This window comes from Streptomyces sp. MBT65, assembly GCF_016612545.1.
In the GTDB taxonomy this organism is placed as follows: domain Bacteria; phylum Actinomycetota; class Actinomycetes; order Streptomycetales; family Streptomycetaceae; genus Streptomyces.
The window spans coordinates 1-13,113 of record NZ_JAENRY010000218.1 but is presented as its reverse complement, the minus strand read 5'-3'; the positions used below and the strand labels follow the sequence as shown (position 1 = coordinate 13,113).

Annotated in this window: 14 protein-coding genes and 1 pseudogene; 10 read left to right on the top strand and 5 right to left on the bottom strand. The window is 69.8% G+C overall.

Features of this window, described 5'->3' with window-relative positions:
* From JHN63_RS36285 to JHN63_RS36270, 4 genes and pseudogenes are all read right to left on the bottom strand, one after another.
* Positions 1–476: pseudogene (locus JHN63_RS36285) on the bottom strand (DUF692 family multinuclear iron-containing protein); the annotation flags it as partial.
* Positions 477–488: 12 nt separating this feature from the next.
* On the bottom strand, positions 489–1,277 hold the full coding sequence (locus JHN63_RS36280) for a DUF4142 domain-containing protein (RefSeq protein WP_200688899.1): 789 nt from the start codon (positions 1,275–1,277) through the stop codon (positions 489–491).
* A 133-nt stretch (positions 1,278–1,410) separates the two neighbouring features.
* A complete protein-coding gene (locus JHN63_RS36275; protein WP_200688897.1) occupies positions 1,411–2,022 on the bottom strand; it encodes a TIGR03086 family metal-binding protein in 612 nt (203 codons plus the stop codon).
* 103 nt (positions 2,023–2,125) lie between these two features.
* Positions 2,126–2,809 carry a TetR/AcrR family transcriptional regulator gene (locus JHN63_RS36270; protein ID WP_200688895.1) on the bottom strand — a complete coding sequence of 228 codons (684 nt, stop codon included), beginning with the start codon at positions 2,807–2,809 and terminating at the stop codon, positions 2,126–2,128.
* 54 nt (positions 2,810–2,863) lie between these two features.
* Here JHN63_RS36270 and JHN63_RS36265 point away from each other — a divergent pair, with 54 nt between their 5' ends.
* The 9 genes from JHN63_RS36265 to JHN63_RS36225 all read left to right on the top strand — a co-directional run bounded on the left by JHN63_RS36265 (position 2,864) and on the right by JHN63_RS36225 (position 11,377).
* Positions 2,864–3,310 carry a hypothetical protein gene (locus tag JHN63_RS36265; RefSeq protein ID WP_234478232.1) on the top strand — a complete coding sequence of 149 codons (447 nt, stop codon included), beginning with the start codon at positions 2,864–2,866 and terminating at the stop codon, positions 3,308–3,310.
* Between the two features lie 150 nt (positions 3,311–3,460).
* On the top strand, positions 3,461–4,285 hold the full coding sequence (locus JHN63_RS36260; RefSeq protein WP_307782066.1) for an ABC transporter ATP-binding protein: 825 nt from the start codon (positions 3,461–3,463) through the stop codon (positions 4,283–4,285).
* Between the two features lie 14 nt (positions 4,286–4,299).
* Complete coding sequence (locus tag JHN63_RS36255; RefSeq protein WP_234478230.1) at positions 4,300–5,157, top strand: ABC transporter permease; 858 nt, start codon at positions 4,300–4,302, stop codon at positions 5,155–5,157.
* A 70-nt stretch (positions 5,158–5,227) separates the two neighbouring features.
* Positions 5,228–6,337: an ABC transporter substrate-binding protein gene (locus JHN63_RS36250; RefSeq protein ID WP_200688889.1), complete on the top strand. Its 1,110-nt coding sequence runs from the start codon at positions 5,228–5,230 to the stop codon at positions 6,335–6,337.
* 62 nt (positions 6,338–6,399) lie between these two features.
* Positions 6,400–7,461 carry an LLM class flavin-dependent oxidoreductase gene (locus JHN63_RS36245; RefSeq protein ID WP_200688887.1) on the top strand — a complete coding sequence of 354 codons (1,062 nt, stop codon included), beginning with the start codon at positions 6,400–6,402 and terminating at the stop codon, positions 7,459–7,461.
* Positions 7,461–8,120, top strand: coding sequence for a cysteine hydrolase family protein (locus JHN63_RS36240; RefSeq protein WP_200688885.1), 660 nt, complete (start codon positions 7,461–7,463; stop codon positions 8,118–8,120). The genes JHN63_RS36245 and JHN63_RS36240 overlap by 1 nt, the downstream gene beginning before the upstream one ends.
* Entirely contained in the window at positions 8,117–9,451 is a 1,335-nt protein-coding gene (locus JHN63_RS36235; RefSeq protein ID WP_200688883.1) for an NtaA/DmoA family FMN-dependent monooxygenase, read from the top strand. The genes JHN63_RS36240 and JHN63_RS36235 overlap by 4 nt, the downstream gene beginning before the upstream one ends.
* A 1-nt stretch (position 9,452) precedes the next feature.
* Positions 9,453–10,862: an MFS transporter gene (locus tag JHN63_RS36230; protein WP_200688881.1), complete on the top strand. Its 1,410-nt coding sequence runs from the start codon at positions 9,453–9,455 to the stop codon at positions 10,860–10,862.
* A complete protein-coding gene (locus tag JHN63_RS36225) occupies positions 10,859–11,377 on the top strand; it encodes a flavin reductase family protein (protein ID WP_234478229.1) in 519 nt (172 codons plus the stop codon). Before JHN63_RS36230 ends, JHN63_RS36225 begins: the two co-directional genes overlap by 4 nt.
* Here the strand turns inward: JHN63_RS36225 and JHN63_RS36220 are convergent.
* Positions 11,307–12,251 (bottom strand): DUF2236 domain-containing protein, encoded by a 945-nt coding sequence (locus JHN63_RS36220; protein WP_200688879.1) that lies wholly within the window; start codon positions 12,249–12,251, stop codon positions 11,307–11,309. The genes JHN63_RS36225 and JHN63_RS36220 overlap by 71 nt on opposite strands.
* 204 nt (positions 12,252–12,455) lie before the next feature.
* On the opposite strand from JHN63_RS36220, the gene JHN63_RS36215 reads away from it, so the two are divergent.
* On the top strand, positions 12,456–13,094 hold the full coding sequence (locus tag JHN63_RS36215) for an isoprenylcysteine carboxylmethyltransferase family protein (RefSeq protein WP_200688877.1): 639 nt from the start codon (positions 12,456–12,458) through the stop codon (positions 13,092–13,094).
* Positions 13,095–13,113: the final 19 nt, after the last annotated feature.

Genomic DNA, 13,113 nt, shown 5'->3' with positions numbered 1-13,113 from the left:
GGGTGGGCGTGGGTGTCGTGCCAGACGCCGGCGCGTTCGATGCCGCCCGCGACATGGACGTAGGCGATCGCCTCGACGGGCAGTTCGGCGAGGGCCTCGGCCGGGTCCTCGCCGCGGTTGACGTGGTTGGTGTGCAGGTTGGCGACGTCGATGAGGAGGCGCACGCCGGTGCGGTCGGCCAGGTCGTACAGGAACTGTCCCTCGGTCATCTCCTCGCCCGGCCAGGCCAGCAGCGCCGCGATGTTCTCGACGGCGAGCGGGACCGGCAGCGCGTCCTGGGCGATGCGGACGTTCTCGCAGAGCACGTCGAGGGCGTCCCGGGTGCGCGGGACCGGCAACAGGTGGCCGGCTTCCAGGAGCGGGGACGCGGTCAGCGGGCCGCCCGCGCGGACGAACGCGATGTGCTCGGTGACCAGCGGCGAGCCCAGCGCCTCGGCCCGCTCGGCGAGCGCCGTCAGCCTGCCCGCGTCGGGCCGGTNGGGCGGGTGCTACCCCAGCACGCCGTTCGAGTCGACCGGATCCGGTCGGCCGGTGTTGACCGTGCCCGGTGCGCCCGGGGACGGGCGGGAGGTGGTGTTGATGTTCGGGCTCGCCTGGGCGACCGGCGCCGAGGGCGCCACTTGGCCGGGTACGGGTGCCGCGGGGCCGGTCGGGCTGGCCGTCGACGCGTTCGCGACCCCGTTGGCGATCGCGTCGAAGTCGACCCGCCCGGTCTTCTCCAGCACCGTGATGTGGTCCAGCACGGTCTGGTTGGTGTCCGAGGCCAGCTGCCGCACGAGGGTGTTGCGCGTGCTGTTCCGTACGGCGCCGATGGCCGGGAAGATCTTGCCGTGCGCGGCCCGCAGCAGGTTGACGAACTTGTACTCGTACTCGGCGCCGGTCGCCGCGCTCATCTCCTGCAGCCAGCCCTGCTGTTGCTCGTTCGGCACATTGGGCAGCGCGACATTGAGCTTGGCGGCGACGATCCGCACCCGCTTGTCGAGGTCGGTGTGGCCGACGATGAGATGGTCACCGGCCTCCTTGATCGCCTGGCTGGGTGCCCGCTCGATCGCCTGCTGCCCGGCCGGCAGCTCCCACAGCCCGGCCAGCCGCACCCGCACGATCAGATCCCGGTCGGCGGCCGTCAACGGCCCCCACTCGGTGTTCACGGTGCCCGCCGCCACGTTCGCCTGCCCGGTCCCCGCGCGGTCGGCGTACGACCACACGGGAAAGGCGAGCGCACCGGTGGTGGCGATGATGGTCGCGATGAAGACAGCCGTACCGTTGATACGACGCAAGGGAGCCTCCCGGGGGAACCAACTGGTCGTTGGAGAAGTTGACGCGTGGCCAGTGCCTGGAGGTACGAGCGGGCCGGTCGCCTTGTTCAAAGGGAGGGCAGTTTTACTCAAAGGGCAGGCAAAGGAAGCGAGTTCAGCGGCTCTTCGTCGGCCACTCCTCCGGGGTCCGGCCCAGCAGTCGTAGCGCCTCGTCGAGCGGACCGGCGTCCGGCGGTACGTCGAGCGGCGGGGCGAACGCGAACTCCGGTCCGCGTACGGCCGGTTCGGTGGGCACCAGCCGGGCCACCACCAGTGCGATGTCCAACACGTCGTCCGACAGGTCGAGTTCTGTGCCGAGTGCGGCGGCGACGTCCCACGCGTGGACGACGTAGTCGATGAAATGGAAGCCGATCGCGGTCCGGCCGGGGAAGCTCGTGCCCAGCTCCGGCAGGACGAACTCCCGCTCGGCGGCGCCGGGGTCGGCGAACGCGGCGAGGACGGCCGTGGCCGCCGCGCGGTGCGTCCGGGCCGGAGCGCTCATGTCCTCCGGCTCCCGCCAGTACGCCCTGTCGCCGCCCGCGCCACGCGCCGCGGCCGCGAACCCGTGATGCTGCGCGGCCATGTGCGCCACGAGCCGCCGCAGGTTCCACCCCGCGCACGGAGTGTCCCGCTCCCAGTCCTCCTTCTGCGCCAACTCCACTACGCGCAGAGCCTCGTACACGGCGATCCGGTCGAGCTCGACGATGTCCGTTCCGGTGGCAGTCATGGGACCTGACCCTAAAACTGTGCGAACGATCGTGCTACTTGTTTTCGGCCGAAGTCGGGATGAGGAAATGCGGTGTCCGCGGGAATGTGAAATGCCGTGTATGTCAGGGGACTTGGGGAGCCGTCGACGGGTCGACGGCCGCGCTCCGCAGCCGGGCCGCTATGCCGACCCGGGCCCGGCGGTACGCCGTCTCCTCGTCGTGCAGTACCGAGACCACGTTGGCCGTCTCCATCAACGCGACGATCTCGAAGGCCAGTTGGGGTATGTCGGTGTCCTCCCGCAACTCGCCCGTGTCCCGCGCCCCGGCGACCGTCCCCTCCACGAAGGCAGTCCAGTCCCGCTGCGCCCCGACCACCGCGTCGTGCACCGGACCGGACCGCGCGTCGAACTCGGCGATGACCTCGTAGAAGAAGCAGCCGCCCGGGAAGACCCGCCCCCGCGAGTACTCCAGCCACAGCTCGCACAGCCGCCACAACCGGCCGATGCCGACGGGAAGTTCGGCGGCGGGCCTGATGACCTTCTCGGTGTAGATGCGCGCGGCCTCGCGCACGGTGGCCAGTTGCAGCTCCTGCTTGGAGCCGAACAGCGCGAACACCCCGCTCTTGCTGAGCCGCAACTCGGTCGCCAACCGGCCCACGGACAGCGCCTCCAGGCCCTCCACGGAGGCGATGTCGACGGTACGGCGCAGCACCAGTTGCCGGGTGCGGTTGCCCCGCTCGACCCGGCCGTCGAGCCGTGTCGTCCCCGCGTCCTCGTCCGGTGTCCTTGTCGCTCCGCCTGCTCTCATGGTGGTCCACCCTAAGCAACACGGGGGAAACGGACACTTCCTAGGATGCGGCGGATGCACCTGATCGTCCTGGACGCCCCCACCGAGTGGAGCCGCTTCGCCGAGGGCTCCGTCGAGCGCCGCATGCTGCTCGCGCTCGGCGACCACCTCGGCACGCCGCTGCGCCCGAAGCCGCTCATGCTGCCCGACGGCAGCCGCGTCGAGGTCGAGGGCATCGACGCCGCCCGCCGCGTCCTCGTCCAACTCGTCGGCAACCAAGGTGCGTACAAGCCCGCCTACCGCAACAAGGTCATGGCGGACATGTTCAAACTGCTCTGGCTGCGGGAGTCCGTGCCGACCGCCGAGCGGGCGGTCCTGCTGGTCACCGAGCTGATCGTGCAGGCCCTCGGCGGCTGGGTGGCGCGCGCGGCGGCGGACCTCGGGATCGAGATCCATGTGTACGACGGCAGTACGGTCACCCCACTGCGCCCCGCGCCACGCCCAGACGTAAAACGCCCGTAACAGTCAACTGCGCCGTACCGAAACACAATCTTCCTACGGTCGGGGGCACCTAAGCGGATTTCCGCGTGGCAGTCAGTCGCACTCGCTACGCACGCTCTCCGACTTCCAGGATCGGGCACTCGTGCCCGCGACATGGATGGGAGCGTGAAGGTGACTGGTACGCCAGCACTCCAACTGCGGTCGGTACGACGGGTCTACGGCTTCGGGTCCGCCGCGACCACGGCCCTCGACGACGTCCACCTGACCGTGCCGTCGGGCCGTTTCGTCAGTCTCATCGGCCCCAGCGGCTGCGGGAAGTCGACGCTGCTGCGACTCGTCGCGGGGCTCGAACAGCCGGACCTCGGCGAGGTGTCGGTCCACGGCGTGACCCCGGCGCAGGCGTGCGCGGCCAAGATGATCGGACTCGTGCCGCAGAGCCCCGCGCTGCTGCCCTGGCTGTCCGTCCTGCGCAACGTCACGCTGCCGCAGAAGATCAACCGGGGTGCCGGCCGACGCCGCGAGCGCATCGCCGACTTCGCCGAGCGGCGGACGGCGGTTCCCGACATGGAGGAACTCCTCGTCAAGGCCGGTCTCGGCGACGCCCTGCACAAGCTCCCCGCCCAGTTGTCCGGCGGCATGCGCCAACGCGCCGCGATCGTCCGGGCGTTCGGCCTGCGACCCGACGTGCTCGTCATGGACGAACCCTTCTCGGCGCTCGACGAGTTCACCCGCGAAAGCCTTCAGGATCAACTCCTCGACCTGTGGGAGGAGTTGAGGACCACCGTCCTGTTCGTCACCCACTCCGTGTCCGAGGCCGTACGGCTCTCCGACACCGTCGTCGTCATGGCGCCGAACCCCGGCCGCATCGTCGAGAGCATCGACGTCGACCTGCCCCGGCCACGCGGTGAACGGCTCTTCGGGGAACGGCGGTTCCACGAGTACGAGGACCTGGTGCGAGAGCGGCTGCGCCGCGCCTGGCACAGCGAAGCCGCGTGAACGGGGGCGAGGACATGACCGTTGCCGATGAACGCGCCACCGCCCCGGCGGCCGAGACAGCGCCGCCGACCGTGGAACCGTCCCGGTTCAGCCTGAAGCACCCGAGGTCCCGGATCGCCTGGATCCGGCCGGCCGTGTGGTCGCCCCTCGTCGTGATGCTGGCGCTCCTCGCCGGGCTCTGGCACTGGGGGGCCGAACAACTTCCCTATCTGCTCCCCCCGTTGTCCGATGTCGGCAGTTCGCTCTCCGGCAATTTCGGCTACTACGTCCACAACGCCCTTGTCACGCTCGGTGAGGCCACGGCCGGGCTGGGGATGGGGTTCGTCGGAGCGTTCGTCCTCGCGGTGCTGACCAGCGAACTCCCTCTGGTGCGGCGGGCGGTGATGCCGATCGCCGTCGTCCTCAACGTGACCCCGCTGGTGGCGGTCGCGCCGGCCCTGGTGGTCGCCTTCGGCTTCGGACCCATGCCCAAGCTGATCATCACCGGGCTGATCTGCTTCTTCCCGATCCTCATCAACACGGCCACGGGGTTGAGATCCGTTCCCCAGCAGGTGTTGCAGGTCTATCGGACGATGGACGCGAGTCGGGTCGAGCTGCTGTGGCATGTGCGGATTCCGAACGCGCTGCCGTATCTCTTCGCCGCGCTGCGGATCGTGTTTCCGCTGTCGATCATCGGGGCGGTGGTCGCGGAGATGTCGGCGTCCGGGTCCACGGGGGGTCTCGGCACCGCGATCAGCGTGGCCTCCTCCATGAATCAACTCCCCGTCGTCTACGCCTCGATCCTCGTCCTCGCGGTGATGGGTGTGCTGTTGCTGCTCGCCGTGACCGTTGTCGAGCGTCGCGTGCTGCATTGGCACGACAGCGCGAGCTGAGCCCGACGGAGCGCTCGTCCGGACCCGTGTTCACCAACTTCCCGGCATCAACGCCAGTTTGGAGTCACCCATGCCCATGCATCGCCTCACCAGATCCGCCCTCATCGCCACCGTGCTGACGCTCGGAGTCGCCGGATGCGGCTCGGGGTCGGACGACAGCACCTCCGCCGGGTCGGCCGGGTCCGCGATCTCCGCGAAGCGGTGTGCGGAGAACAAGGCCGCCGGGAAGATCACCTATCTCTCCGGGTACCAGTTCCAGTCCTCCGTCTCGATCCTCGAATACATCGCCGCCGCCAAGTTGGGCTATTTCAAGGACCTCTGCCTCACCGTCGATCTCAAGCCCGGCAGCGGTGACACCGCGCAGAACACCAAGCTGCTCGCCGGTGGACAGGCGACCGTGTCCGCGATCTCCGAGCAGGACCTGATCCAGGCGCAGGCCAACGGCATCGACATCAAGGGCATCTCCTCGTACTCGAACGCCGGGCTCGACATCCTGATGACCAACAAGGACATCACCGACCTGACCCAGCTCGACGGCAAGGTCGTCGGGCACAAGGGGTATGTCCCCGCCGCCGTCGAGGCGATGCTGGTCAAGGCCGGGGTGAAGTGGGACTCGCTCAAGCTGGTGAAGGAGGGCTACGACCCCTCCGTACTGCCGCGCAAGCAGGGCGGCCTCGAAGCGCTCACCGGGTTCGTCTCGAACGAGCCCAACCAGCTCAAGGCGGCCGGCAAGGACGTCACCGTGTGGAAGCCGGTCGACTACAAGATCCCCAGCTCCATCGGCGCGATGGCGGTCAACCCGGCGTTCGCCAAGGCGCATCCGCACGCCGTCGAGGACATTCTGCGGGCCGCGCTGCACGCCTACGAGTACTGCTCCGCCGGCGAGGCGCACATCACCGAATGCGTGGGCTACGCGGCCAAGTTGTCCGGCCCGACCTACGACAAGAAGCTCAACGCGACGATCTGGAAGACCGAGACGCAGGTCGTCAAGGAGAACCCGACACCCGGACAACCGCTCGGCGGGATCGACCCCGACAACGTCACCCAACTCGTCGCCATGCTGCACCAGTTCAAGATCGTGCCGAGCAGCGTGACCGCCGCCAAGGCCGGGACCTGGTTCGACGCCTCGTTCGTCAAGGACATCTACAGCGGCGACAAGCTCGTCTGGCCCGCGCCGTAGCGCCCCCCACGGTCGGCAGACCGTCGAAACGCCCCTGAAAGAGCCGCAGAAAGGTCCCTGACGTGCCCGCGAAAGAGTATGGAATCTTCCTTCCCATCGGGAACGGCGGCTGGATGCTGTCCACCACCGCGCCGCATCCCGAGGCGACCTACGCCTACAACAAGCGTGCCGCCCTGCACGCGGAGGACATCGGGCTCGACTTCGTGATGTCGATGGCCAAGTGGCGTGGTTTCGGCGGGAGTACGGACCACTGGGGCCGCTCGCTGGAGTCGATGACGATGATGTCGGCGCTCGCCGAGGCGACCAGCAAGGTCAAGATCTGGGCGACCCTGCACGCCAACATCCACAACCCCGCGATCGCGGCGAAGATGCTCACCACCCTCCAGGACATCTCCGGAGGCCGGGCCGGGATGAACATCGTGAACGGCTCGTACGCGGGGGAGTTCGAGCAATTCGGTGACTGGGACCCGGAGTTGAGCCACGAGGACCGCTACCGGATGACGGAGCTGTGGACGGAGGCGGTCACCCGGCTGTGGACCGAGGACTCGGTCACCCTGCGCACCCCGTACTTCGACCTCGTCGACTGCGAGTCCCGTCCGCATCCGGCGACCCGGCCGACGCTCATCAGCGCGGGCCGGTCCGAGGACGCGCGCCGCTTCCAGGCCCGGTACGCCGACGGCGCCTTCCTCGCCGCCGACAGCCTCGACGACATGCGGTCGCTCTCCGCCGACGTCCACGCCCGGGCCAAGGCCAACGGCCGTGTCTGCAAGACCTATTCGATGCTCACCGTCGTCCAGGACGACACCGACGAACTGGCCGTCAAGAAGGTGAAGGAGTGGGGCGTGGGCGTCGACCGCGAGGCGCTCGCCCATATGCGGCACACCTGGGGCGTGCCCGCCGACCAGGCCCGCGCGTGGGCCGACGGCGCCGACGGGGAGGCGGCCTTCCAGACGCCGTACGTCGCCGGCAGCGCCCGGACGGTCACCGAGCACATCGAGTACATCGTGCGGGAGGCCGACCTCGACGGACTCATGCTGATCTTCCCCGAGTACGACGAGGACATGGTGCTGTTCGGCGAGACCGTGCTGCCCGCGCTGCGCGCCCGTGACGAGGTGGCGGCCTGATGTCCGACCTGCGGGACCGACAACTCGCCAGCCTTGCCGGGTCGTTCAGCAGACCCGCGCTCGTCGTGGTCGACGTGCAACGGGACTTCGCCGATCCGGACCGGATCGGGGCGTACGGCCTGACGGAGGAGGCACTGGCGACGCTGGACCGGACGGTCACCCGTATCGCCGGGCTCGTCGACGCAGCGCGCGCCGCCGGAGTGCCGGTCGTCTGGGTCGAGTTGGGCAGCGACCCGGCACGGCCGTGGCGGTCGAGCAACTGGCTGCGCGAGGGCGACTACGACGCGCCCATGAGCCCGGACGAGCCGTGCCGGATCGGGACGCCCGGCGCCGAGTGGTACCAAGTGCGGCCGAAGGAAGGGGAGTTGAGGGTGGTCAAGCGTGGTTACAGCGGCTTCCTCGGCACCGACCTCCACGCCCGGCTGCGCGCCGCGGGCCACGACTGGCTCACCGTCGTCGGCCTGACGAGCGAGTGCTGCGTGTACGCCACCGCCCAGGACGCCGTCCAACTCGACTGGCCCGTCGTCGTACCGCAGGACACGACGACCGCCTACGACCCGCACGTCAACGCCGCCGCCCTGTTCCAACTGGGGCTGAACGTGGCCGTGTTGAGCGATGCCGACGAGGTCGTGGAACTGTGGAAGAAGGCCGCGCGATGACCGGAATGCACATCGGCTACGACCTCTCCTTCACCCACACCGAAGGCGCCTGGGCCCGGCAGGGCTCCTGGATCGGGCGGGACTTCCCGGACGTCCGGATGTTCATGGAACTGGCGCAGACCGCCGAACGCGCGGGTGTGGGGCTGCTGTTCTTCGGCGACGGCAGCGGCATCCCCAGCACCTGGCGGGGCAGCATCGCACCGGCCGTGGAGTGGGGCATCCAGTGGCCGCGCCACGACATGTCACCGGTCATCGCCGCGATGTCCACGGTGACGGAGAAGGTCGGCTTCGGCCTGACGTACTCCTCCACCTTCATGCACCCCTTCTACGTCGCCCGGCTGTTGAACTCGCTCGACCATGTGACCGGCGGCCGTATCGCCTTCAACGTGGTCGCCTCCACGCGCGGCGCGGACGCGGCGAACTACGGGTTCACCGAGCTGATGGACCACGACCTGCGCTACGAGCGGATGGAGGAGTTCGTCGACGTCTGCCGGGCGTTGTGGGACTCCGTGGCGCCGGACGCGATCGTCCGCGACCGGAGCACGGGCCGGTTCGCCGACCCCGCGAAGGTGCACCCCATCGACCACGACGGGCGCTTCTTCACCGTCAAGGGCCCGCTCGCGTCCGTACCCGGCCCGCAGTACCACCCGCTCGTCGTCCAGGCGGGCAACTCCCCCCGGGGCATTGCCGCTTCGGCCCGATTCGCCGATCTCGTCTTCGGCTTCGGCGGACATCTGGCGAGCCAGCAGCGCCATCGCAAGCTGCTCGACGAGGCGTTGCTGGGCGAGGGGCGGGACCCGGAACACGTCGGCATCCTCTGGGCCACCCAGGTGATCGTCGGCCGGACGAAGGCCGAGGCGCTGGCGCGCTGCGACGCGGTGCACGAGTTCTGGAACGAGGAGGCCGTCGCCACCTACCTCTCGCACAACGCCGGATACGACTTCTCGACGCTTCCCACTTCCTTCCAACTGGGTGAACTGCGCGACGAGTTGGCGGCGGCCAACGCGAGTCCCGCGGGGATCGTCGGCTCGCTCGTCACGGAGTTCGGCGCGGACCACACCATGAGCCGTGGCGAGTTCTTCGCGCACGGGCGGGGGCGGGCGACGGGCCTGGACCACAGCGTCGTGGGCGATCCGGCCGCCGTGGCCGACGCGTTGGAGGAGAACTTCGCGGCCACCGGATCGCGCGGCGGCTTCATGTTCTCCAGCCCGCTGGCCATGCCCTCCGGCTTCGCCGGCATCAGCGAACTGCTGCTGCCCGAACTGCGCCGCCGCGGCGCCCTCGCACCGGCGTACCAGGGCTCGACTCTCCGCGAGAACCTGGCGGTCTGAGATGCGGGCGGAGAGCACGCGGCGTGACTGGTTCGCTCTCGGCAGTCTGTGCACCGGGTTCTTCATGCTGCTGCTGGACAGCACCATCACCTCGGTCGCACTGCCGTCCCTGATCGACGGGCTGCACGCCGGTGAGACCGCCGTGATGTGGGTCAACAGCGGCTATCTCATCGCGTACGCCGTGCCGTTGGTCGTCGCGGGACGGCTCGGCGACCGCTACGGCCATCGACGCGTCCATCTGATCGGGCTGGCGGCGTTCACACTCGGGTCGCTGCTGTGCGCAACCGCCCCCACCATCACGGCACTTGTCGCCTGGCGGGTGACGCAGGGCATCGGTGCCGCCCTGATGACACCGCAGTGCCTGACCCTCATCAAGGCGCTGTTCCGGCCGCCGCGTCTCGCCGTCGCGCTCGGCGTCTGGGGTGCGGTCGGCGGCGCGGCGGTGGCCGTCGGGCCGTTGCTGGGCGGGTTTCTCGTGGCGGTCGGGGGCTGGCCCGCGGTGTTCTGGGTCAACGTTCCCGTCGGTGTCGCCGCGATGGTCGCCGTGGCCGTGTTCGTCCCGGTGCTGCCGCGCCAGGAGGCACGCATCCCGGTGTGGGCGATCTGCGCGAACGCGAGCGGTGTCGGTGCGCTGGTGATCGGCATCCAGGGCACGGACGCGGCGCGGGCCGAAGTGCTGGGCGTACCACGGTGGTTGCTCGTCGTCGGCGGCGTGGTGGTGGTCGCGGGGGTGGTGTGGTTCCAGCGCCGGGACGGCCAACGGGCCCTGGTGCCGGTCGAGTTGTTGCGCAGCCGGGGGTTCGTCGTCGCGGCCTGGGCCGGCGCCGCCGCGGCCTTCTGCTCCGGGTCGGCGATGATCCCGCTGATGCTGTACCTCCAGCGGGAGCGCGGGCTCGACGCCGGCGCGGCCGCCCTCACCCTCGTACCGATGGGCGTGGTCTGCCTGTTGGGGGCGCCGGTGTCGGCCCGGCTCAACAACGGGATCGGGACCCGCGCGGTCGCCGTCATCGGCTCCGGCGCCCTCGCCCTGTCCATCGGGACGTCGGCGGTGCTCGTCGCGACGGACGCCCCGATCTCCGCCCTGACCGCCACCTTCGCGGTGTACGGGGTCGCCAACTCCTTTGTCTGGTCGCCCCTTTCGATCGCTGCGGTGACCTCGGTCGGCCCGGAGGAGGTCGGGGCGGCGTCCGGAACCTTCAACGCCATGAAGCAACTCGGGGCGGTGCTGGGCAGCGCGGTGTGCGCGGTGCTGCTGGCCGGACACGGCTACGCGGTCACGCTCGGCGGGCTCGCGACGGTCGGACTGCTCTGCCTCCTCGCGTGCGCACTCCTGCGAACAGAGCCTCCCGGCAAGGGACTTCTGCCGGGGAACACACGGACGGGGCACATGCGGGCGGGGGTTGCGCGATGACGGCAATGGAAGGCCTGGAGAACCTGGACGGCATCACCTCGGATCCGGGGGAGATGACGAGTGCCTTCTCCGGGTTCCCTTCGGGGGTCGCGGCCCTCTCCGCGCGCGTCCACGGCGACCCGACCGTCATGGTCGTCTCGTCGTTCGCGGTCGGCGTCTCCCACAACCCGCCCATGGTCTCCTTCGCCGCCCAACACACCTCGACGACCTGGCCCGTACTGTCCCGCGCGCGGGCCATCGGCGTCTCCGTCCTGGGCGAGGGGCACAGCGACAAGGCCCGCCAACTCTCCTCCCGCAGCAAGGCGGGCCGGTTCGCCGACCTGCGCACGGTGGAGGCGGAATCCGGCGCGATCTTCCTCGACGGCGCGCCGGTCTGGCTGGAGTGCACCGTCGAGCACAGCTATCCGGCCGGCGACCACGACATCATCGTGCTGCGCGTGCTAGCTATGCGGTCCGACGACGAGCGGAGTCCGTTGGTGTGGCATCGGCGGACGCTGAAGATGCTGGGGAGCTGAGGAGCGGGCCGGTGCGGCGCCGGGTCTGGCGCAAGCGCTCGGGGAGCGGCCTGCGGTAGTCGGGGAGCAGGCGCTGGGCGAGGAACGCGGACTTCAGGAAGAGACGGACGGCACGCTCGCGCCGAGGGCTGAGCCAGCCGATCCGGTGCAGCCGGCAGACCCGCTCGCCGGCGAGATACCGGGTCAGGTCCCTGCCGAACTCCCGTAAGGGGGTGGGGAACCAGTACTCCGCGAAGAACTCCGTCATCGCGGTCGCCACCCGATGCCCGGACTCCGTCCCCTCGTACGGCCGCGCCTCGAACTTCAGGGCGAACTCGGTCATCGCGTCCCAGTCCTCGGGGAACGCCTCGTCGGCCAGCGGACCCGACTCGCGTTCCAGGAGGCGGAAGAGGGTCCGCGCCCAGCGATGCCAGGCGACCTTCATGCCGTCGCTCGTGCCGGGCAGCCCCAGCGAGGTCTGCAGCCGGTCGGCGAACGTGGCCAACAGGACCAGGGGATAGACGAAATCGTCGGCGTCGTCGAAGTTGCCGGGGAGGTGCGGGGTCGCGCGGGCGATGGACAGGTGGATGCGGTTGAGCCGCTCGGCGGCGGCGCGGCCCGCCGGACTGGACAACCCGTCCACCATCCACGCCATCAGAAACGCGTTGCCGTCCTCGAAACGCCGCCGGGGTCGCTTCTCCAGCTTCGCCGTGTGGGCGAGGGTGGCGGCTCCGAAGCCCGGCTGCATCATGCGCATGGTGCCCGGATAGACCATCATCGCCAGCGCGAACTCGGGGACGCGGTGGCCGACATAGAGCGAGATCATGCGCTCCCAGTCGGTGTCCGGGTCCATCCGGGCCAGTTCGCGGTCGACCCATCTGTAGCCACGGCGCACGGTCGATTCCTCCCCCATTCGGACTTGCGGCCCCCGATCGCACTTTCAGGAGGTGGACGCCGCGGCACCTGCCGTCCGATGCCCTGATCCCTCGTGATCTACGTCACCTCAACCGAGAGTGACAGGTCTCCACCTGAGGGTGGAGCCGCGGAATCAGCCCGTGGGTGGTGGTGGTCTACGCAGGTCGGGGCGCAGCCTTGTGCCATGGGATCACTACATTCCGCACTCGTCGCTCTCACCGGCTCCTGCGTCGCGATCTTCGTCGTGGCCTGGATCGCGGGCGCCGTCTACTTCGGCGTGAAGAGCGAGGCCGGGCTGCGCGGCTGGGCGCGCGGCCTGCGCCGCACGCTGCCCCGGCGGGCCCTGCTGATCGTGGGCGCCTACGCGTTCTCCCTGCTCATCAGGCTCACTCCGGACTCCTTCTGGCACCACCTCCAGTACTGGCAGCCCGAGCTCGCCCTCCTGGGCGCCGCGCTCGCCCTCGCCTCCACGGCTCTGCTGCTGTGGGCCCGTTGGGTCCTGGGCGTCATGTGGGCCAGCATCCCGCTGGTCCACGAACACCACGAACTGCGCACCGAGGGCCCGTACCGAATAGTGCGGCACCCCATCTACACCGGGCTCCTGGGCCTGGCCCTCGGCGGAATGCTGGCCTGCGGCTTCGGCATCTGGATCGTGCTCCTGGCCGCCGCCGTCCCCTGGCTGCTGCGCCGGGTCCGTATCGAGGACGGCATGATGGCCGACCGGTTCGGGGCGTCCTACGAGGCCTACCGCGCCCGCGTTCCGGCGCTGATCCCGTGGACCCGAGCTGCTGCGGTGGGACCTGGGGTTGCCGGCAGTCGATAGGGGTTGGCGGGTGGGGAGG